Raw genomic sequence first — 20,304 nt, forward strand, 5'->3', positions numbered from 1 at the left:
CCGCGTCTGACATGTCGGGTCGGGCGCGGTCGGGATCAGGCGGGGGACCGGGTGGTCCGCGGGCCGCCGGCGGGAGCCTTGAGCGGCGGCGGGACGAGGGTGTCGATCGGTTTCGCGTGGCAGAGGGCGTAGAGGGACTCGCCCCGGATGCCGAGAGCGGTCGACGCCTCGCCGGTCGCGGTGTAGACGACGTCGTCGCTGTCCAGGGCGTCCGCGAGGCGGTGGTCGACGAGCAGCGGCATCGTGTCGGGCAGGAGGAGCGGGCAGACCAGGCCGGCCGCGTACTCGGTGACGGCGTTCACGACGTCCGGGTGCGCCGGGCGGACGCTGCGGGCGCCGACGGTGCGCCGGACGGCCTCGATCGGCGGCCGCTCGCCCGCCGGGACGATCACGCCGGTCAGGAACCGGCGGCCGCGGCGGTCGCCGTCGCAGGAGTAGACGCGCGTCACCAGGCACCGTTCCGCCGGGAGGCCGAGGGCCTTCGGCAGTTCGTCGGCGTGGGCCATCGCGACGGGCAACCGCACGATCTCGTGCACGGTCTCCCATTCGAGCAGTGCGCGGTGGATGGCGAGAGCGTCCTTCATGTTCGGCTCCATCCCGCGGGGGTCTCCCCGCTCACCCCCGGAACTGGTTCGCTGTGTCCCCGTGCTTCGCACTCTGCAGGGAATATCCCCACATACCCGGAACGAGTGGCCTAACTCGCGTCATACGTCACGTAAACCCTCACGATGCGCCTCAGCCGCACGTGCGGCGGTCCGTGGCCTTGGGGATCCCGCTACCGTTGTCGTGCGGGAGGCTCACCGGCGGTCGCGCTGGCGTCATCGGGGTGTCCAGAACGTAACCCGTGGATCAAGGCATGTGAAGGGGCCCGTCCGGCTCCGGCCCGCAAAGCCTCCCGCGCGGGACCCCGCCGATCGCCACAAAGTCCTTTGTCAGCCCGTCAGTCAAGGAAATACGCTCGATGGCCGTGCCCAACCAGAACGTGACCCCAGAGGCCTCGCGGCTGACCGCGATCGCCGAGCTGCTGCGCGGGATCGCGCCCGTCGCCGACGACCTCGGCACCCGGTTCGCGGCGGCCGGGCACGAGCTGGCGCTGGTCGGCGGGCCCGTCCGGGACGCGCTGCTGCGCCGTCCGACCAAGGACGTCGACCTCACCACCGACGCGCCCCCGGAACGCACCCTGGAGATCATCCGCGACTGGGCGGACACGCACTGGACGATCGGCATCGATTTCGGCACGGTCGGCCTCCGCAAGGACGGGGTCGAGCTGGAGATCACCACCTACCGCAGCGAGTCCTACGACCCGAAGTCCCGCAAGCCGGACGTCTCCTACGGCACCTCCCTGGTCGAGGACCTGCGCCGCCGCGACTTCGCCGTGAACGCGATGGCGGCGCGGCTGCCCGGCCACGAGTTCGTCGACCCGTTCGGCGGCCTGACCGACCTCCAGCGCAAGGTCCTGCGGACGCCCGGCAGGCCCGAGGACTCCTTCAGCGACGACCCGCTGCGGATGATGCGCGCCGCCCGGTTCGCCTCCCAACTCGGGTTCACGGTCGCGCCCGACGTCGTCCAGGCGATGACGGACATGGCGTCCCGCATCGAGATCGTCTCGGCGGAGCGGGTCCGGGACGAGCTGTCCAAGCTGATCTGCGGCCGGTACCCGCGGCAGGGCCTCGCGCTGCTCGTCGACACGGGCCTCGCCGCGCACGTCCTGCCGGAGCTGCCGAAACTGCGGCTGGAGATCGACGAGCACCACCGGCACAAGGACGTCTACGAGCACTCGCTCATCGTGCTGGAGCAGGCGATCGCCCAGGAAGAGGACGGCCCCGACCTCGTCCTGCGGCTCGCGGCGCTGCTGCACGACATCGGCAAGCCGCGGACGCGCCGGTTCGAGCCGGGCGGCCGGGTGTCGTTCCACCACCACGAGGTCGTCGGCGCCAAGATGACCCGCAAGCGGCTCACCGCGCTGCGCTACCCGAAGGACGTCATCAACGAGGTGTCGCGGCTGGTGGAGCTGCACCTCCGGTTCCACGGCTACGGCACCGGCGAGTGGACGGACTCGGCCGTCCGCCGGTACGTCCGCGACGCCGGGCCCCTGCTCACGCGCCTGCACAAGCTGACCCGCGCCGACTGCACGACCCGCAACAAGCGCAAGGCCGACCGGCTGCGCCGCACCTACGACGACCTCGAGGTGCGGATCGACCGGCTCGCCCAGGAGGAGGAACTGGCCGCGATCCGCCCGGAGATCGACGGCAACGAGATCCAGGACATCCTCGGCATCACCCCAGGCCCGCTCGTAGGACGCGCCTACAAGTTCCTCCTGGAGCTCCGCCTGGACCGCGGCATCATCGGCAAGGACGCCGCCGCGGACGAACTCCGCCGCTGGGCCGCCGCCGAGGGCATCCTCCCCGCCGGGGGTGACGACGCGTGATCCCCTTGCAGCTTGGGCGGATGAGCCCGCGCGAGGCCGAGCGGATGCTGGCGTTCGACCGGGAGCACATCTGGCATCCGTACGCGCCGATGCCCGCGTCCGCGCCCGTCCTGCCGGTCGTCTCGGCGGACGGCGTGCGCCTGACGCTCGCGGACGGCACCGAGCTGATCGACGGGATGTCGTCGTGGTGGGCGGCCGTGCACGGCTACAACCACCCGAAGCTGAACGCGGCCGTCACCGGGCAGCTCGGCAAGATGGCGCACGTGATGTTCGGCGGGCTCACCCACCCGCCCGCCGTGCGGCTCGCCGAGCGCCTGGTCGAGATCACGCCGGAGCCGCTGACGAAGGTGTTCTTCGCCGACTCCGGGTCCGTGGCCGTCGAGGTCGCGATCAAGATGGCGCTGCAGTTCCAGCGGTCGCTGGGGCGCCCCGAACGGAACCGGCTGCTCACCGTCCGGGGCGGCTACCACGGCGACACGTTCGGCGGCATGGCCGTCTGCGACCCGGTGAACGGCATGCACCACCTGTTCGGCGACGTCCTCGCGAAACACGTGTTCGCGCCGCCGCCTCCGCTCGGGTACTCCGCCGACCCCGACGAGGCGTATCTGGACGAGCTGTCCCGGCTGGCCGCCGAGCACGCGGGCGAACTCGCCGGGATCATCGTCGAGCCGATCGTCCAGGGCGCGGGCGGCATGCGCTTCTACGCCCCCGAGTACCTGCGCGCGCTCCGCGACCTCGCCGACGAGCACGGCCTGCTGCTGATCCTGGACGAGATCGCCACCGGGTTCGGCCGGACGGGCGAGATGTGGGGCTGCGACCACGCGGAGATCGTCCCCGACATCATGTGCCTCGGCAAGGCGCTGACCGGCGGATACCTGACGATGGCCGCCACGATGTGCACCGACCGCGTCGCCGACGGCATCGCGTCCGGCGAGGCGGGCGTCCTCATGCACGGCCCCACCTACATGGCCAATCCGCTGGCCGCCGCCGTCGCGTCCGCGTCCATCGACCTGCTGCTGTCGCGCGACTGGCGGGAGGAGGTGGACACCATCGAGGCCCTCCTGACCAGCGAACTCGACGACGCGGCGGGCTTGCCCGGCGTCGCGGACGTCCGCGTCCTCGGCGCGATCGGCGTCGTGGAGGCGCGGGAGCCGGTGGACGTCCCGTCCGTCCAGGAGATCGCCATGGCGCACGGCGTCTGGCTGCGCCCGTTCGGCAACCTCGTCTACACGATGCCGCCGTACGTCTGCACGGACGACGAGGTCCTGCACATCGCCGCCGCCCTCCACGCCATAGCCGAGTCCCTCTGAGCCGCCCGCCCGGTCAGCGGAAGGCGTGCGCGGGCCGGCGGATGCGGGACGCGGCCGTCCGGTAGGCGATGGCGCCGGCGGCGTAGGCGACGATCACGACCAGCAGGGTCGGGGCCGCGTGGCCGTCCGGCGGAAGCCAGGTGGCGGCCGCCGCCGCGGCGGCGGCGAACATCGCGTTGAACAGCATGTCGTAGACGGCGAACACCCGCCCCCGGTAGGCGTCGTCGATCATCTCCTGCAAGGTCGTGTCGACGCACAGCTTCACGCCCTGCGACACCACGCCCAGCAGGAAGGAGCCGACCGCCCAGGGACGCTCCGCGAACGACATGCCCAGCAGGAGCAGGCTCACGGAGGCCATGGCGAGCAGCCACGCCGTCCACGCCTGCTTGCTGATCCGGCGCACCACCGCAGGCGTGATCAGCGCCGCCGCGAAGTACCCGGCCCCGGACACCCCGAGCATGAGCGCGAACGTCTCCAGCCCCTCGTCGGGGTCGTCGGCGAAGCGGGCGCGGCACAGCAGCAGCGTCATGATCAGGACGATGCCGTACAGGAACCGGTGGAAGGAGATCGCGCCGAGCGCCAGCGCCGCCTGGGGCCGCCGCGCGATGTGCCGTGCCCCGCCGGCCAGCCCGGACACGACACCGCCGAGCGCGTCCCGGACCCGTGTCGCGTCGGGCACGCCGTCCGCGGACCGGTGCGGCCCGAGCAGCCCCTTCGGCAGCGTCGTCGCGATCAGGCCCGCCAGCACGAACATCGCCGCCGCCGAACCGAGGATCAGCGCCGTCCCCTCGTGCCCGGCGCCGACCAGGCGGCGCAGCAGGTAGCCGGCGCCGCCGCCGACGAACGCGATGATCGTCCCGGACGTGACCGTGAACGCGTTCGCCGTCACCAGCTGGTCGCGCCGGACCACGTGGGGCAGCGCCGCCGACAGCGCCGCGAGGAAGAACCGGTTGACGCCCAGCACGAGGAGGACGCCGAAGAAGAAACCCGGGCCGTCCTGCCCGGCCGCCACGAGACCCGCGACGCCGAGCACGAGCACGGCCCGCAGCGCGGGCGTCCACACGAGGATCTGCCGCCGCCGCCACCGGTCGATGAACACCCCGGCGAACGGCCCGAGCGCCGAGTACGGCAGCAGCGTCACCGCGAACGCCGCCGCGGCCTTGCCGGCCGTCGTCTGCCGCTCGGGCGAGAAGAAGACGTAGCCCGCCAGCGCCACCTGGAACACGCCGTCGGTGAACTGCGAGGCCAGCCGCGTCGCGTACAGCCGCCGGAAATCCCGTCCGCGCAGGATCCCCTGCACCTGACCAGCCCTCACGCGATCACCATACGTGGTCCGCCCGCCGCCCACGCCCATCCGCCGCCCGAGCGGCGACCTGCGCGGACGCCCACGGTTTCGGCAAGAACCGGCACCGGCGCCGTCGATGCGGGGCCGGCCGTGTGGGGCTAGCTGAGCCAGAGGCGGGTGTAGTCGTAGGCGGCGGTGGTGGGCACGTAGAGGGCGCCGTGGACGCGGGAGGAGTGGAAGAGCGTCTGGGCGCGGTCCAGGAGCGGGACGATCGCGGCGTCCTCCATGATCTTCTGGTCGGCCTGCTGCCAGTAGCCCGCCGCGCGGTCGGCGCCCGGCGCGGTGAGGGCCGCGTCGATCAGGGCGTTGACCTGGGGGTTGTCGTAGCCGCCGTAGTTGGTGGTGTTCTGCCCGCGGGTGCGGCCGTCAAAGAGCGGCTGGATGATCGACCGGCCGTTGTTGCCGTACCAGTCGGGCACCCAGCCGGGGGCTGCGATGTCCCATTCGCCCGCGGCGCCGCGCGCGGGCGTGCCGAGCGTGCCGGCGTAGAAGGAGCCGCCCGAGTCGGCGACGAGGTCGGTGTCGACGCCGCAGGCGTCGAGGTTCCCGGCGATGGACTCGGCGATGAGCTTGTGGACGCTGTTCGTCCGGTAGGGGAACTTCAGCCTGAGTTTGGCGTGACCCGCCTTCGCGAGCAGTTCGCGGCACTTGGCGGGATCGCCGGACTCGCCGGGCGTCGGGTAGTGGTTGACGGCGGCGTACCCGGAGTTCCCGGGCGGGATCACCGTGTGCAGCGGCCGCGCCACCGACGGTCCGCCGACGATCTTGATGAGGGCGCTGCGGTCGATCGCGTACTCCAGCGCCTGCCGGACCTCCCGCTTGCCGAGCGCGCCGCCGTTGCCGGGGCCGCGCGTGTTGAACACCAGGTACGGGCTGTTGTTCGGCGTCTCCCTGATCGCGAACCGGGGGTCGTCCCGCAGCCGGGGGATCGCGGACGTCGGGACGGGCTGGTCCCACGCGAGGTCGGCGCTGCCCTGCTCGATCTGCTGCTGCACGGCCTCCGGCGAGTCCTGCCCGAGGGTGATCCGGATCTTGGCGACGTGCCGCTCGCGGACCGGGTCGGCGCCCGCCCGCCAGGCCGGGTTGTGGGCGAGCAGGTACGACAGCCCGGGACGGTACTCGGTGATCTGGTACGGGCCGTTCGAGATCGTGTGCCGGCGGAACTCCGGTCCGTCCGGGACGTACGCGTCGTACTCCTTCGGCGCGGCGGCCGTGTAGGGCAGCGTCAGCAGGTTGAGGAAGTCGCTCGCGGGACGCCGCAGCCGGAACACCAGCGTCCTGTCGTCCTTGGCCCGGACTCCCTCGATCTCGTGCTCGCGCTGGTAGGCCGCGATCGCGCCCGCGTCCTTGGCGTCGACGCCGCCGTAGCCGCGGCAGAACGCCTCCATCCCCTTGAGCGTCGAGATGAAGTAGCCCTTGCCCATGGACGGGGCGGCGGGGTTGCAGAGCCGTCCGAAGCCGCGGACGAAGTCATGCGCGGTCACCGGACGCGGCGGCGTCGTGTTCCACTGGACGCCCTCGCGCAGCCGCACCGTGTACGTGCGGCGGTCCTTGCTGATGCCGCCGTTCTCGCGGGTCGGGAGGCGCTCGGCCACGTCGGGCCGGACGGGGACCGTCTCCTGGAAGTCGTTGGACGCCCGCGTCCCGAACAGCGTCCGGGCGAACGTGCGGGCGAGCCCGTACGCGCCGACGCTGGACACCGACGCCGGGTCGAGGTGCTCGACGTCGGACGACCCGACGACGCGCAGCGTCCCGCCGGACTGGGGCCGGCCCGCCGCGGACGCGTCGTCACCTCCCCCCGCGCACCCCGCGAGGCCCACCACCAGCCCCGTCAGACCCACCGTCACCTTGAACATCTCGCGTGCCGTCACGTTCTCACCTCGAACATTCCGAACCCGGCGCGCAGTCACCGGCGGTGTCACAGTAGGGCCACAGAGTGACAAAGGGCCGGTACATCACCGTTTTCTGTCTCAAAGTAAGGACGCCCTGACAGTGGAATGTCCACTCTCAGGGCGTCCCTTGGGGAACTTTGTGATCAGACTCTCAGCCTCGGCCGGGGTCCGCTCAGCGCTCGACCTCGCCGCGGATGAACTTCTCCACGGCCTCGTGCGCCTGGTCGTCGTTGTACTGCTCCGGCGGCGACTTCATGAAGTAGGAGCTGGCCGACAGGATCGGGCCGCCGACGCCGCGGTCCTTGGCGATCTTCGCGGCGCGGACGGCGTCGATGATGACGCCGGCGGAGTTCGGGGAGTCCCAGACCTCCAGCTTGTACTCCAGGTTGAGCGGCGTGTCGCCGAACGACCTGCCCTCCAGCCGGACGTAGGCCCACTTGCGGTCGTCCAGCCACGGCACGTGGTCGGACGGGCCGATGTGCACGTCCGCCTTCGCCATCTCGTGCGGGATCTGCGAGGTGACCGACTGCGTCTTGGAGATCTTCTTGGACTGGAGGCGCTTGCGCTCCAGCATGTTCATGAAGTCCATGTTGCCGCCGAAGTTGAGCTGGTACGTGCGCAGCAGCTCGACACCGCGGTCCTCGAACAGGCGGGCCATGACGCGGTGCGTGATGGTCGCGCCGACCTGCGACTTGATGTCGTCGCCGACGATCGGGACGCCCGCGTCGGTGAACTTCTGCGCCCACTCGGGGTCACTGGCGATGAACACCGGCAGCGCGTTCACGAACGCGACCTTGGCGTCGATCGCGCACTGGGCGTAGAAGCGGTCGGCCTCCTCCGAGCCCACCGGCAGGTACGACACCAGGACGTCCACCTCGGCGTCCTTCAGCGCCTGCACCACGTCGACCGGCTCGGCGTCGGACTCCTCGACCATGTCGAGGTAGTACTCGCCCAGGCCGTCGAAGGTGTGCCCGCGCTGGACGGTGACGCCGGTCGGGGGGACGTCGGCGAACTTGATGGTGTTGTTCTCGCTGGCGTGGATGGCCTCGGACAGGTCCATCCCGACCTTCTTGGCGTCCACGTCGAACGCCGCGACGAACTCCACGTCGCCCACGTGGTACTCACCGAACTGGACGTGCATCAGGCCGGGGACTCGCGTGTCGGGGGTCGCGTCCTTGTAGAACTCGACACCTTGGACGAGTGAAGAGGCGCAGTTGCCCACACCCACGATGGCTACGCGCACCGAACCCATCCGGTTGCTCCTTCTCTCTTGCGGAACATGTGGTGTTTCACCCGCCCCCGAAGGCGCCGGGCCGCTCTCTCAGCGACCCTCGTCCCGAGGCATGTCCTGGTCAATTCGCTTAGCTGACTGTGCTTGCTGTGCTTGCTGTGCTTGCTGTTCCTGCTCGGCCCGCTCGCGCCCGATCAGCTCGTTGAGCCACCGGACCTCGCGCTCGACCGACTCCAGCCCGTGGTTCTGCAGCTCCAGGGTGTAGGAGTCGACGCGCTCGCGGGTCCGCGCCAGGGCGGCGCGGACGCTCTCCAGGCGCTCCTCCAGCCGGCTGCGCCGGCCTTCGAGGATCCGCAGCCGGACGTCGGCGCGGGTGTAGGAGAAGAAGGCGAAGTGCACGCCGAACCCCTCGTCCTCCCACGAGGCCGGGCCGGCCTCGGTCAGGAGCTGCTGGAGGCGCTCCTTGCCGTCCGCGGTGAGCTTGTAAACGATCTTCGACCGGCGGCTCTGCAGTGCCAGCGGCGTGTTCGCCTCGTCCGAACGGTCCTCGACGATCATCCCGTCCGCGAGAAGCTGCTTCAGGCACGGATAGAGGGACCCGTAGGAGAACGCCCGGAACATGCCCAGCAGGGCGTTGAGCCGCTTGCGCAGCTCGTAGCCGTGCATGGGGGCCTCGTGAAGCAGCCCGAGCACGGCGAGCTCCAGCACGCCCGCGCCCTTCCTGGCCGCCATCCCGGTCCTTCTTCCGCAGAAGCCGATGTCTCGATCCGATGTATCGAGCGAATGTATCGACTCGATACATCGACAAGATACGTAGTGGGCCCCGTCCTGGCAAGTGGGGCCGTTCGGAACCCCGGCCGCGGGGAAGGCCGCGGCGGGATCGAGCCGCGCCGGGGCGGCAGGGCGTACCAGATGGCGTGACCGCTGATGCCCGCGCCCGCCCGCGTGGAGACGATCTTCCGCCTCGCGGGCGGGACGACCGCCGAGGTAGGACGCCGAATACGGCGAATTCAGGGTGTATGTGGCCGAAGTATGCCAAAGTTGCGGCTGGAACCACCTGGCCATGTCGAGCGTCCGGTCACGGGGAGCGGAGCCCCGGGCGGCAGACGCGCAGGGAGGATCCACCCGGCCGTTCCTTCGGCAGGGGCGCCGACCGGCCGGGACGGGTCTCAGCCGTGCACGCGCTCCCCCCGCTCACCAGCCCGCACAGTACTCTTCGGACGGCGCACGAGTCGCAACAAGGGCCGGGGGCCTCCCCAGCCCCTGGCAACAACCGTTGTCCCCTGTTGATGAGGTCGCGTGAGTAATCCAAGCCAGCCCCGACCGGAACCCGGGTCGCAGAGGCCGGGCGGGCAGCAGAACCCCCGTCCCGGCGAATCCGGCGATCCCGGGCCTTCGGGTGCCCGCAGCGAGTCCACCGGTCTGCCCGGCGTGCCACAAAACCCTGGCGCCCCGGAAACACCGGAGGCCGGCCAGAGCCCAGGCTTCATGGGCGGCCACTCCGTCCCGAGCGGACCGGCCGCCCCGCTGGGCGGCGGCGCTCCGACCGCGCCGACTCCCGCGATCCCCTCAGCACCCGCTCCGCGCTCCCAGGGCCGCCACGCGGCCCCCTCCGGTGGTTCCGGTGCGGACTCCGTCCTCGGCCCCCCGCCCCCACAGAGCGGACCGGCAGGCCCAGCGGGCGCAGCAGGTTCTGCGGGCGCCGGCGGAGCGGCCGGGCGGCCGGGCGGGCCCGCCGCGTCCGGCGGGTTTCCCGCGCCGGGCGGGCCGTTCGCGTCTGGTGGCCCCGCCTCGTCTGCGGGGTCAGCCGTGCCCGGCAGAGAGCTCCTGCCGGGCGGATCTGGCACGTCCGGCGGGTTCGCCCCGTCGGGCAGGCAGCTCTCGCCTGGTGGTCCGCCACCTGGTTCCGGCGTTCCCGGTGGTCCAGGGCAGGGCGGGTACGGGCCGGGCGGTGCCGGCTCCCGAGGGAACGGCATGGGCCAGGGCCCCGGTGGGCCTGGCGGTCCGGGCGGTGCGGGGGCGCCCGGTGGGCCGCGACCCTTGAACGCGCCCGGGGTACCCGGCGCTCCCAGTATGGGCGGTGCTCCCGGTATGGGCGGTGCTCCGGGCATGGGTGCGCCTGGGATGGGCGGTGCTCCCGGCATGGGGGCGCCTGGCATGGGCGGCGCGGCCGGGATGGCAGGGGCCGCCGGGTTGGGAGGCGCCGGTCGGGCGGTGCCCAAGCCCGGTGTCCGGGAGAAGCTCGCCGAGCTCGGGAAGGCCGGGCAGGAGCTCGGTTCGAAGGTGACCGCCAGGTTCCAGAGCAAGGGCGTCCGGGCGGCGAACAGGTCTGGCGGGCCGGGCGGCCCCCCGAGGCCGGGCGGTCCCGGTGGGCCGGGGGGCCCGGGCGGTCCCGGTGGACCTGGCGGACCTGGAGGCCCGGGCGGGCCCAGGCGGCATGGTGTGCCGCCAGGGCCCAAGAAGGGGTTCCTCGGGCATCTGCGGTCCCGGGAAGAGGGATGGCGGCGGTTCATCCCGTCCTGGAAGGTCGTGGCCGGCCTCTCCGCGCTCGGCTTCGTGGCGTTCCTCACAATGATCTGGGTCGCCTACGCGAACACGCCGACGCCCGCCGAGCCGACCGTCGCCGGAGTCGAGGACCAGGCGTCGATCTTCTACTACACCGACGGCACCGAGATCGGACGCATCGGCAAGAAGCGGCAGAGCGTCGAGCTGAAGCAGGTCCCGCCGTTCGTCCAGGACGCGGTGCTGGCGGCGGAGAACCGCAGCTTCCGCACCGACCCCGGTTTCTCGATCAGGGGCACCACGCGGGCGGTGTGGAGCAACCTGACCGGCGGGTCCGGCGGCGGCTCCACCATCACGCAGCAGCTGGCGAAGAACTACTACTCCGACCCGAACAACCGGACGGTGAACCGGAAGTTCAAGGAGCTGTTCATCTCGCTGAAGCTCGAGGACAAGTACACCAAGGACGAGATCCTCAAGCTCTACCTGAACACGATCTACTTCGGCCGCGACACCTACGGCGTCCAGGCCGCGTCCCGGGAGTACTTCGGCAAGGACGTCTGGGAGCTGACACCCGACCAGGCGGCCGTCCTCGGCGGCATCATCCAGAACCCGAACCGCGACCCGGGCAGCAAGGACAGCCAGGCGTGGCTGACCGAGCGGTACCAGTACACGCTCAAGGGCATGGTCTCGATGGGCAAGCTGAAGGAGGCCGACGCCGGCAAGTACGCGCAGCGGCTGCCCAAGATCAGCAAGCCGGGCAGCGACCGGCAGCTGTACGGCGGCCAGCGCGGCTACATGCTGACGCGCGCCATGGAGGAGCTCGGCCGGCAGAAGCTCGACCGCACCGAGCTGACGACCGCGGGCCTGCGCGTCTACACGACCTTCGACCGCAGGCGGATGGCGATGGCCAAGCAGGCGGCCGAGCACACCGTCCCGCAGGTGAACCCGAGGCAGCTCGCGAAGAAGAAGATCCGCGTCGGGCTGGTGTCGGTGAACTCGGCGAACGGCGAGGTCGTGGCGTTCTACGGCGGGCCGGACTACCTGGACCAGTCGTTCAACAACGTGTGGCAGGGCTCGGCGCAGGCCGGGTCGGCGATGAAGCCGTACGTGCTGGCGACGGCGCTCAAGCAGAACTACAGCCTGAAGAGCACCGTCGAGGGACGCTCGAAGACCCCGATCGGCCCGGACGGCAGCGTCGTGTCGAAGGACGACCCGAACGCGGTGATCGTCCCGAACAGCCATGACGTGGGCCCGGCGATCAACCTGATCACGGCGACGAAGGACTCGGTGAACACCGCGTTCATCCAGCTGATGGGCAAGGTCGGCATCCAGGAGGCGATCAAGACCGAGACGGACGCCGGTATCGCGCCCGACCTGCTGACGCCGCACAAGTGCTGCCTGAACCTGGCGCTGGGCGTCAACAACATCCGTCCTGTCGAGCAGGCGGCGGGCTACGCCGTGTTCGCCAACGGCGGCGTGTACCACCAGCCGCACGTGATCCGGGTGGTCAAGTACAGCGACAACAAGCGGATCCGGCTGAAGCCGAAGGTCGAGAAGCACCGGGTGTTCAGCACGAAGGTCGCGGCGGACGCCACGTACGCGATGCAGCAGGTCATCAAGAGCGGTACGGCGACGGCGGCGGCGCTGCCGGACGGACGCCAGGCCGCCGGCAAGACCGGTACCACCGACCGCAACGTCGCGTCGTGGTTCGTCGGGTACGTCCCGCAGGTCTCGACCGCGGTGACGATCTACAACGACGCGACGGGCCCGGACGGGAAGAAGAAGTCGGTCATCCTGCCGCAGATCGGCGAGGTGCAGGGCGGCACGATCCCCGCCCGCATCTGGCGGCACTACATGTCGAACGCGCTCCAGGGCGTGAACGCCGAGGCGTTCCCGCCGCCCGCGTGGGGCGGGATCGTGCAGAAGTGGGCGAAGCCGCCGAAGAAGGAGAAGGACGACAAGCCGCCGTGGTGCAAGGGCCGGCTCGGCAAGTTCGACCCGCGCTGCCAGGATGGCGGCGACGGCGGTGACACGGGCGACCTCCCGGCGTGCCAGTCGCCGTTCTCGAACGGAAACTGCGACCCGAACAAGCCGCCGAGCGACCCGCCGCCCCAATGGTGGTGCCAGATCCACCGAGGCGATCCGGCCTGCCGCAAGAGAGGCGGCGCCGCCGGAATCGAGACGGAGAGCCTGGCGCCACTGGCCCTGCTGGCAAGGCCGCCGGAATGAACCGGCAGGTCACCGCCGCCCGAACCGAACATTAAAAAACTGGGGGTGTGACATGAAGCATGGTCGGGAATTGCCGCACGCCAGCGGCACCGATCACGCGCGCCCGCTCGGCCGGATGAACGGCAGCCCCGCCTCACCGGCTTTCGCGGCCACGCGTGCACAGTACGCTCGGACGACGCATAGCCGTCCCCCAGTTGATGAGGCCGCGTGAGTAACCCAAGCCGATACGGACCGGACTTCGGAGAGAGTTCTGGCCGGAGGGGCTCCCCCCGTCCCGGCTCCGCGGGCATGCCGTCCGGCGGGCGCGGTGGGCCGTCCGGCGGGCCGACCCCTGGGCCGTCCGGCGGGCCGACGCCCGGCAGGGCGCCGCGCACCGGTGGCCGGCCGGGCGGCCGTTCCGGGGGGCCCTCGCGAGTAGGCGCCCCCGGCGGCGGGCGGCGCCGTGCCGCTCCGCCCGCGAACTCCCGGTCGGGTCCCGGCGGTCCTCCGCCGCGACGCGGCCCAGGCGGGCCAGGCGGCCCCGGTGGGCCGGGCGGTCCCGGCGGGCCGGGCGGTCCCGGCGGGCCGGGCGGTCCCGGCGGGCGCGGCCCGGGCGGCGGTCCCGGTGGGGGCTCCGGCGGCGGCGACGGTTTCTGGGGCGACGAGAGCCGCGGACGGCGGCGCGAGAGGCACGCCGACGACGCGGACAAGAAGACCGGCTGGCGGCGGTACGTTCCGTCCTGGAAGATCACCGTCGCCGTCGTCAGCGTGCTGATCCTCGGCATGGCGGTGCTCGTCGTCGTCGCGTACGCCAACACCCCCCTGCCGACCAAGGCGCAGCAGGACGCGCTCCGCCAGGAGTCGGTGATCACCTACGCGAACGGGGCCACGCTCGCCCGGGTCGGCACCCATCGCGAGGACATCCCGCTCGACAAGGTGCCGGACCACGTGGTGAAGGCGGTGCTCGCCGCGGAGGACCGCAACTTCTACAGCGAGCCCGGCATATCGCCGACCGGCATCGCGGGCGCGATCTTCCGCGCCGCGACCGGCGGCGAGGTCGCCGGCGCCTCGACGATCACCCAGCAGCTCGCCCGCAACTACTGGGCCAACCTCAGCCAGGACCGCACGGTCAGCCGCAAGCTCAAGGAAATCCTCATCTCCGTCCGGATGGGCAAGGAGATGAAGAAGGAGAAGATCCTTGAGCTGTACCTGAACACCGTCCCGTTCGGGCGCGACTCCTACGGCGTCCAGGCGGCCTCCCGCGCCTTCTTCCACAAGCCCGTCACCGAGATCGACTACTCGCAGGCGGCGATGCTGGCCGCGCTGATCCAGCGGCCGGGCTACTTCGTCACCCTCGGACCGACGTCCAACCCGGCCAAGCAGGCGCTGGTCAACCGGTGGAACTACGTCCTCGACGGGATGGTCGAGAAGGGCTGGCTCGACCAGACCAAGCGCGCGGCGGCGGAGTTCCCGCAGACGCAGAAGGTCTGGAGCGACGCCCCGTCCGACCCGAACGCCGGCTACCTCGAGGCCCGCGTGATCAGCGAGCTGGAGCGGCTCGGCATCGACCGGGAGCGGCTGGCGAGCGGCGGCCTGCGCATCACGACCACGTTCAACAAGGAGCTGCAGGACTACACCAACGTGGTCGTCAAGCAGCTCAAGAAGGAGAACGGCCTCAAGTCGGACATCCAGTTCGGTCTCGCGGCGGTCGATCCGAGGACGGGCGGGGTGGTGGCGGCCTACGGCGGTCCCGACTTCCGCAAGCAGCAGTTCGACAACTCCTTCCAGGGCAGCGTGCAGCCAGGTTCGTCGTTCAAGCCGATCGTGCTGGCGACCGCGCTCGACCAGGGCATCAGCCTGAAGACGACGTTGGACGGCCGCTACAAGCGGACGATCGCCGGTGCGACGTTCACCAACGACAACCGTTCCGAGAACGGTGTCTACAACCTCAAGCAGATGACGGCGATGTCCATCAACACCGCCTATGTCGAGCTGGGGCAGAAGGTCCAGCTGTCGAACGTCATCGACATGGCCAAGAAGATGGGCATCCCGGATAAGACCAAGGGACTAGACCCGACCTACACCTCGCTGCCGCTCGGCGTCATCGACGCGACACCGGTCACGATGGCCTCGGTCTACTCGACGTTCGCGGCCGGCGGCAAGCACCGCGAGGCGCACGTGATCGCCAAGATCACCGACGCCAAGGGCCACACGATCGTCAACAACGAGAACAAGCCGCTGGAAAAGCTGCCCTGGCAGAAGCCGACGCAGGCCTTCGACGAGGGCGTCGCGGCGGACGCCACGTCGGCGATGCAGGCGGTCGTCCAGTCCGGCGGTACGGGTACGCGGGCGAGCCTCGGCTCCCGTCCGGTCGCCGGCAAGACGGGTACGACGGACGAGAACAAGTCCGCCTGGTTCGTCGGCTACACGCCGGAGTTGGCGACGTCCGCGGCGATGTGGCGGCAGGACAAGAAGGGCAACCGCAAGTCGCTGATCGGCGTCGGCAACTACAGCCAGGTCTACGGTGGTACGGTCCCGGCCGACCTGTTCAAGCGCTTCATGCTGAAGGCGCTGGAGGGCAAGGAGATCAGCCAGTTCCCGCCGGCGGTCAATGGCGGCCAGATCGCCCCGTGGGCGAAGGCCAAGCCGGCCCCGACCCCGACGAACACGCCGAGCCCGACGACCTCGCCGAACTGCCGTCCGGGGCAGGGGCAGCAGACCCCCCAGCCGGGCTGCCAGTCGACCAGCCCGTCGCCGACGATCACGCCGACGGTGCCGTCGAACGACGACGTGCCCTGCAACCAGTTCAACATGCCGATGGGCTGCAACCCCGACCTTCCGCCCACCGGAAACAAGGACTGGTGGTGCGCGAAGCCCGAGCACAAGAACAACCCCGTCTGCCGGCCCGAGGAGACGAATCCGAACACCGGCGCCGGCACTTAGCCGCTTGACGGAAGACGGCCCGGAACCTGCGGCGGTTCCGGGCCGTTCCCTTTTCCGGCCGTCGCGCGCCCGGAAAAGGGAACGGCCCGTGATCGCCGGTCCTGCCCGGGACGAATACTCTTGCTGTCCATGTCGTCGTCTTCTGAGAGGCTCGCGATGTCCGCCGGCAGCGACACGGCGGACCGCCCCGCCTCGCCCCCCGGCCGGCTGATGCGGCTCGCGCCCGTGCTGACGGGGCTCACCGCCCTGGTGTGCCTGCTCGGCTGGCTGCAGAAGCAGCCTTGCGCGTCGGCGCGGTTCGACTTCCTCAAGACGACGACGAACGCCTGCTATACCGACATCTACCCGCTGTACTACGTGCGCGGGCTGAGCGACGGCAAGCTCCCGTACTTCGACTCGTTCACCGGGTCGGACATCCACTACGTCGAATACCCGGTGCTCAGCGGCGGTTTCATGCAGCTGGTCGCGTGGCTCGTCCAGCCGTTCGGGCTGGACGCGCGCGGGATCGCGTTCTACAACGTCACCGCGCTGCTGCTGGCCGTCCTCGCGGTCGTGGCCGTCCTCGCCACGGCGTACGCGGCCGGGCGGCGCTCGCTGCGCACCGGCCTGATGGTGGCGCTGTCCCCCGCGCTGCTGCTCACCGCCTACATCAACTGGGACCTGCTCGCGGTCGCGCTGTCCGCGCTGGCGGTGGCCGCCTGGTCGGCGCGCCGCCCGGCCCTCGCGGGCGCCCTGCTCGGGCTGGCGATCGCCGCGAAGTTCTACCCGCTGCTGTTCCTCGGCCCGCTCGTCCTGCTGTGCGTCCGCGCCGGGCAGTGGCGCGCCATGGGACGGCTGCTCGCCGGCACCGCGGCGACCTGGCTGCTCGCCAACCTGCCCGTGATGATCTTCGCGTGGGACGGCTGGAAGGAGTTCTACACCTTCAGCCAGGAACGCGGCATCGACTGGGGGTCGATCTTCTTCGTCCTGCAGGACCACGGCCTGCCGGGGCCGGCCACCGACACCGACCGGCTCAACCTGCTCGGCACCGGGACGTTCCTCGTCCTCGCCGCGGGCATCGCCGTCCTGGCGCTGGCCGCGCCGCGGCGGCCGCGGCTGGCGCAGCTGATGTTCCTCGTGCTGGTCGCCTTCATGCTGCCGAACAAGGTCTGGTCGCCGCAGTACGTGCTGTGGCTGCTGCCGCTCGCGGCGATGGCCCGTCCGAAGCTGCCCGCGTTCGTCGTCTGGCAGCTCGGGGAGATCGTCTACTTCTTCGGCATCTGGTGGTTCCTGCTGTCGGTGTCCGGCCAGACGCCGGGCGCGGACCTGTCCGGCACGGTGTCGGCGGTGCTGAGCCTGGACGCGCCCGAGGGCGGCATCAGCCAGGACGTCTACTCGCTGGCGCTGCTCGCCCGGTTCACGACCGTCCTCGCGCTCGCCGTCCTGGTGGTGTGGGACATCCTGCGGCCGTCCGGCGACGTCGTCCGGTCGGACGGGGAGGACGACCCGGCGGGCGGCGTCCTCGACGGTGCCGCCGACGTGATCTCCCTGGGACGCTGGCGCGGCGCCCGCCGCACCACCGTCCCCGTGCCTTCATGACTCGGCCGCGCGCAGCCCTCCGATGAACCACGCGAACACCGGGGCCAGCGTCGGCTGGACGGGCCAGCCGTTGATGACGGCGAGCAGCTGCCAGTAGCGCTCCGCCCGCCGGTCGTTCCCGATCTCCATGCGCGCCAGCAGTTCGCGCCGGAGACCCGCGCCGTCCGCGGCGCCGGAGGCGCCGGCGTAGGCGCGGACCAGCTCGTCGACGACGGGACGGGCGGGCCGTCCATGACCCCTCACCCTGAGCCCTCCACCCGCTGGAGACTCAAGTCCATCTTCTCCGGTGGCGGACGACGTCAAAATCGCTTCAAGCGCATCAGTGCTGGTCAGCGAGTCGACGCGGTCGGAGGGGAGCACCACGCGACGATCGCGGACGCCGTGCGGGAAAGTTTCGTGGCCGGAATCTGCCTGCGCGGGGAGATTCCGTGCCGGATGCCGGGGAAGTGACCGCGGCGGGCTGAGGGGCCGCCACGGTACGACTCGCCGGCGCCCCTCGGCGGGAACCGATCGCGGGGACGCGGGAACTGCCGGGAGAGGACGTGGACGCTAACCAAGCACTGAACCAGCTGCTCGCGGGACGGCTGAAGCCGGGCGTCTACCAATGGCGGACGTCTCCGACGCCGGGCGCGGTCGGCGACAAGCGCTGGACGGACCGGGCCGAGGAGGCCGGCTGGCGCGGCTTCCACCTGGACGGCCGCCGCGCCCGCGACAAGGGCGCGTTCCTGCGGCTGTGCGCGGACGTGTTCGAGGTGCCTTCGCTGGCCGACGGCGACTGGGACGACCTCGTCGCCTGCCTGGAGGACCTGTCCTGGACGCCTGCGAAGAACGGCTACCTGGTGCTGTACGAGTCCTGGGCGGAGCTGGCCGACGCCGACCAGAAGTCGCTGCGGATCGTCCTCGACGTGTTCGGTGACGCGGTCAAGGCGTGGCGCGACACCCCCACCCCCATGACGGTGCTGATGTCCAGCGTGGGCGTGGAGGTGGCGGGCGTCCCCCGGCTCGCCTGAAGCGTCAGTACGTGGTGCCGCTGCTGCTCGCCGCGAACATCGCGATCCCGAGGATGTAGAAGAGCAGGATGAGCAGCCAGCCCGCGCTGATCAGGTAGCCGAGGATCAAGCCGGTGACGGCCATGCCGTGGCCGCCCTCGCCGGTCCGCTTGATCTGGCTCAGCGACACATGCCCGAAAATGATCGCCAGGACGGACGTGACACCGCACGCGAAGAAGCCGATGAGCCCGCAGACCAGCGACGCGGTGGCCATCCCGTTCGTCGGCGGGGCGATCGGCATCGAGGCCCCGTAGTAGTGGTGCTGCACGGCCGGGGGCTGCTGGGAGTAGGACTGGGCGTAGGGATCCTGCGCCCCGTAGCCGTAGGGGTCGTAAGGGGGCTGTGCCATGTGCATCCCGATCGGTTCGCGCGCCCGCCGCCGGAGAGAACGCTCGTGCGCTGAGGGCTGGGTTCCGGATTATGCCAGTGTGACGTGCCCTTCGGATTTTGTCGTCAGGCTGGTCGCACGCGGTTTAGATGCGTCGCGCGCGATCGGGGTTCCCAGCGGACGATCTTGACTGCGGCCTCGTCAGAGCTTCGAGCGCAGCCACGAGATGTCGTCGGCCTGCCCCGCCGCCGGCGTCTCCACCACTACGGGGGCGCCCGCGGCCCTGACCACGGCGAGGATCAGCTCCGGCTCGATGTTGCCGCTGCCCAGGTTGGCGTGCCGGTCGGCGCCCGACCCGAACGCGTCCCGGCTGTCGTTGCAGTGCACGAGGTCGACGCGGCCGGTTATGGCCTTGATCCGGTCGACGGCGTCGACGAGTTCCTCCCCCGCCGCGTGCGCGTGGCAGGTGTCGAGGCAGAAACCGAGCTTGGACTCCAGCCCCGGGACGCCGGTCAGCACCTCCCACAGCCGAGCGATCCGGTCGAACTTGCGCGCCATGGCGTTCCCGCCGCCCGCCGTGTTCTCGATGTAGACCGGAATCGGGCACTCGATCCGCTCGAACACCTTGCGCCAGTTCTCGAAACCCGTCTCGGGATCGTCGTCCTTCAACACGTGCCCGCCGTGCACGATCAGCGCCTTGGCCCCGATCGACGCCGCCGCCTCGAGCTGCTGGGTGAGGTTCTTACGGCTCGGGATCCGGATCCGGTTGTTGGACGTCGCCACGTTGATCGTGTACGGCGCGTGCACGTAGACGTCCACATCGGAGCCCGCCAGCGCCTCGACGCCCTCCGGCAGGACGGGCTTCTTCCATCCCTGCGGGTCGCCCAGGAAGAACTGGACGACGTCGGCCCCGACCGCGCGGGCGTTGTCGAGCGGGTTGTTCTGATCGACGTGGGCTCCAATGCGCATGCCCCGAGCCTAACCGCGCCCCACGACACCGCGAACGCCCCTCGCCCGCCGCGGTCAGGGCGCGGGCCGGGGGCGGAGGAAACAGGGGTCAGATGGAGAAGCCTCCGTTGCTGAGGGCGAAGCCGGCGCCGATGAAGGAGGCGATCATGCCGATCACGTTCAGCCAGCGCTCGTTGGTCGTCGCCGAGATCATCTGCGAGTAGAGCGCGACCGGCAGGCCGATGACGCCGAGCACCGCGCCGGGCAGGTGGGTCGCCGGGATCCAGCCCAGGATCAGGGCGGCGATGCCTATGGTGATGGCGGCCACCGCGAGCACGGCCTGCAGCCGATGGGACTCCTGCTCGGTCTGGGTCTCGGTCCGGGTGGCCGGCTGCTGCGCGCCGGTTGCCTCCTGCGGCATCGGGATCTCCTCCAGGTCGTACTCCCGCGCTCGGGGCACATGGTGCACGCGGGACCGGGCGGACCATATGGGTAAGGAATTCCCCCATGGCGGGGAGATCAACCAGTGCGGGCGAGCGGAA

Annotated in this window: 15 protein-coding genes and 1 pseudogene; 7 read left to right on the forward strand and 9 right to left on the reverse strand. The window is 70.9% G+C overall.

Annotated elements, in window-relative coordinates; translation table 11 throughout:
* Positions 1-35 precede the first annotated feature (35 nt).
* Positions 36-584 carry an aminoacyl-tRNA deacylase gene (locus SM418_RS08715; RefSeq protein WP_371940452.1) on the reverse strand — a complete coding sequence of 183 codons (549 nt, stop codon included), beginning with the start codon at positions 582-584 and terminating at the stop codon, positions 36-38.
* A 377-nt stretch (positions 585-961) separates the two neighbouring features.
* Between SM418_RS08715 and SM418_RS08720 the strand changes: the two genes are divergently transcribed.
* On the forward strand, positions 962-2,428 hold the full coding sequence (locus SM418_RS08720; protein ID WP_371940451.1) for a CCA tRNA nucleotidyltransferase: 1,467 nt from the start codon (positions 962-964) through the stop codon (positions 2,426-2,428).
* A 20-nt stretch (positions 2,429-2,448) separates the two neighbouring features.
* Positions 2,449-3,738 (forward strand): adenosylmethionine--8-amino-7-oxononanoate transaminase, encoded by a 1,290-nt coding sequence (locus SM418_RS08725; protein WP_371940450.1) that lies wholly within the window; start codon positions 2,449-2,451, stop codon positions 3,736-3,738.
* A gap of 13 nt (positions 3,739-3,751) precedes the next feature.
* On the opposite strand, the gene SM418_RS08730 is transcribed toward SM418_RS08725, so the two are convergent.
* The 4 genes from SM418_RS08730 to SM418_RS08745 all read right to left on the reverse strand — a co-directional run bounded on the left by SM418_RS08730 (position 3,752) and on the right by SM418_RS08745 (position 8,938).
* Positions 3,752-5,053, reverse strand: coding sequence for an MFS transporter (locus SM418_RS08730; protein WP_371940449.1), 1,302 nt, complete (start codon positions 5,051-5,053; stop codon positions 3,752-3,754).
* A 128-nt stretch (positions 5,054-5,181) separates the two neighbouring features.
* A complete protein-coding gene (locus SM418_RS08735) occupies positions 5,182-6,954 on the reverse strand; it encodes an ABC transporter substrate-binding protein (protein ID WP_371940448.1) in 1,773 nt (590 codons plus the stop codon).
* Between the two features lie 193 nt (positions 6,955-7,147).
* Positions 7,148-8,227 (reverse strand): inositol-3-phosphate synthase, encoded by a 1,080-nt coding sequence (locus SM418_RS08740; protein ID WP_371940447.1) that lies wholly within the window; start codon positions 8,225-8,227, stop codon positions 7,148-7,150.
* 69 nt (positions 8,228-8,296) lie between these two features.
* Complete coding sequence (locus SM418_RS08745; RefSeq protein ID WP_371940446.1) at positions 8,297-8,938, reverse strand: PadR family transcriptional regulator; 642 nt, start codon at positions 8,936-8,938, stop codon at positions 8,297-8,299.
* A gap of 277 nt (positions 8,939-9,215) precedes the next feature.
* Between SM418_RS08745 and SM418_RS08750 the strand changes: the two are divergent.
* The 4 genes and pseudogenes from SM418_RS08750 to SM418_RS08765 form a co-directional block, all read left to right on the forward strand.
* Positions 9,216-9,509, forward strand: a pseudogene (locus SM418_RS08750) (hypothetical protein); the annotation flags it as partial.
* Between the two features lie 1,139 nt (positions 9,510-10,648).
* Positions 10,649-12,937, forward strand: coding sequence for a transglycosylase domain-containing protein (locus SM418_RS08755; protein ID WP_371940445.1), 2,289 nt, complete (start codon positions 10,649-10,651; stop codon positions 12,935-12,937).
* Between the two features lie 207 nt (positions 12,938-13,144).
* A complete protein-coding gene (locus tag SM418_RS08760; protein WP_371966052.1) occupies positions 13,145-15,859 on the forward strand; it encodes a transglycosylase domain-containing protein in 2,715 nt (904 codons plus the stop codon).
* 129 nt (positions 15,860-15,988) lie between these two features.
* On the forward strand, positions 15,989-17,437 hold the full coding sequence (locus tag SM418_RS08765) for a glycosyltransferase family 87 protein (protein ID WP_371940443.1): 1,449 nt from the start codon (positions 15,989-15,991) through the stop codon (positions 17,435-17,437).
* Here the strand turns inward: SM418_RS08765 and SM418_RS08770 are convergent.
* Positions 17,432-17,680 carry a hypothetical protein gene (locus SM418_RS08770; protein WP_371940442.1) on the reverse strand — a complete coding sequence of 83 codons (249 nt, stop codon included), beginning with the start codon at positions 17,678-17,680 and terminating at the stop codon, positions 17,432-17,434. The two genes, SM418_RS08765 and SM418_RS08770, sit on opposite strands and share 6 nt — an antisense overlap.
* Before the next feature lie 299 nt (positions 17,681-17,979).
* Between SM418_RS08770 and SM418_RS08775 the strand changes: the two genes are divergently transcribed.
* Positions 17,980-18,447 carry a barstar family protein gene (locus SM418_RS08775; RefSeq protein ID WP_371940441.1) on the forward strand — a complete coding sequence of 156 codons (468 nt, stop codon included), beginning with the start codon at positions 17,980-17,982 and terminating at the stop codon, positions 18,445-18,447.
* Positions 18,448-18,451: 4 nt separating this feature from the next.
* On the opposite strand, the gene SM418_RS08780 is transcribed toward SM418_RS08775, so the two are convergent.
* The 3 genes from SM418_RS08780 to SM418_RS08790 form a co-directional block, all read right to left on the reverse strand.
* The gene (locus tag SM418_RS08780; RefSeq protein ID WP_371940440.1) at positions 18,452-18,835 is read right to left on the reverse strand and encodes a DUF4190 domain-containing protein; all 384 of its coding nucleotides are present in this window, start codon (positions 18,833-18,835) and stop codon (positions 18,452-18,454) included.
* Between the two features lie 180 nt (positions 18,836-19,015).
* Positions 19,016-19,783 carry a deoxyribonuclease IV gene (locus tag SM418_RS08785; protein WP_371940439.1) on the reverse strand — a complete coding sequence of 256 codons (768 nt, stop codon included), beginning with the start codon at positions 19,781-19,783 and terminating at the stop codon, positions 19,016-19,018.
* Positions 19,784-19,871: 88 nt separating this feature from the next.
* Positions 19,872-20,183, reverse strand: coding sequence for a hypothetical protein (locus SM418_RS08790; RefSeq protein ID WP_371940438.1), 312 nt, complete (start codon positions 20,181-20,183; stop codon positions 19,872-19,874).
* Positions 20,184-20,304 lie beyond the last annotated feature (121 nt).

It is taken from the genome of Actinomadura chokoriensis (genome assembly GCF_041463665.1).
GTDB lineage: Bacteria > Actinomycetota > Actinomycetes > Streptosporangiales > Streptosporangiaceae > Spirillospora > Spirillospora chokoriensis_A.

Excerpts from the sequence above, each read along its gene's own strand:
- SM418_RS08785 (WP_371940439.1), bottom strand. The coding sequence starts at position 19,783 with ATGCGCATTGGAGCCCACGTCGATCAGAACAACCCGCTCGACAACGCC.
- SM418_RS08720 (WP_371940451.1), top strand. The coding sequence starts at position 962 with ATGGCCGTGCCCAACCAGAACGTGACCCCAGAGGCCTCGCGGCTGACC.
- SM418_RS08715 (WP_371940452.1), bottom strand. The coding sequence starts at position 584 with ATGAAGGACGCTCTCGCCATCCACCGCGCACTGCTCGAATGGGAGACC.
- SM418_RS08725 (WP_371940450.1), top strand. The coding sequence starts at position 2,449 with ATGAGCCCGCGCGAGGCCGAGCGGATGCTGGCGTTCGACCGGGAGCAC.
- SM418_RS08780 (WP_371940440.1), bottom strand. The coding sequence starts at position 18,835 with ATGGCACAGCCCCCTTACGACCCCTACGGCTACGGGGCGCAGGATCCC.
- SM418_RS08790 (WP_371940438.1), bottom strand. The coding sequence starts at position 20,183 with ATGCCGCAGGAGGCAACCGGCGCGCAGCAGCCGGCCACCCGGACCGAG.
- SM418_RS08740 (WP_371940447.1), bottom strand. The coding sequence starts at position 8,227 with ATGGGTTCGGTGCGCGTAGCCATCGTGGGTGTGGGCAACTGCGCCTCT.
- SM418_RS08765 (WP_371940443.1), top strand. The coding sequence starts at position 15,989 with ATGTCGTCGTCTTCTGAGAGGCTCGCGATGTCCGCCGGCAGCGACACG.
- SM418_RS08745 (WP_371940446.1), bottom strand. The coding sequence starts at position 8,938 with ATGGCGGCCAGGAAGGGCGCGGGCGTGCTGGAGCTCGCCGTGCTCGGG.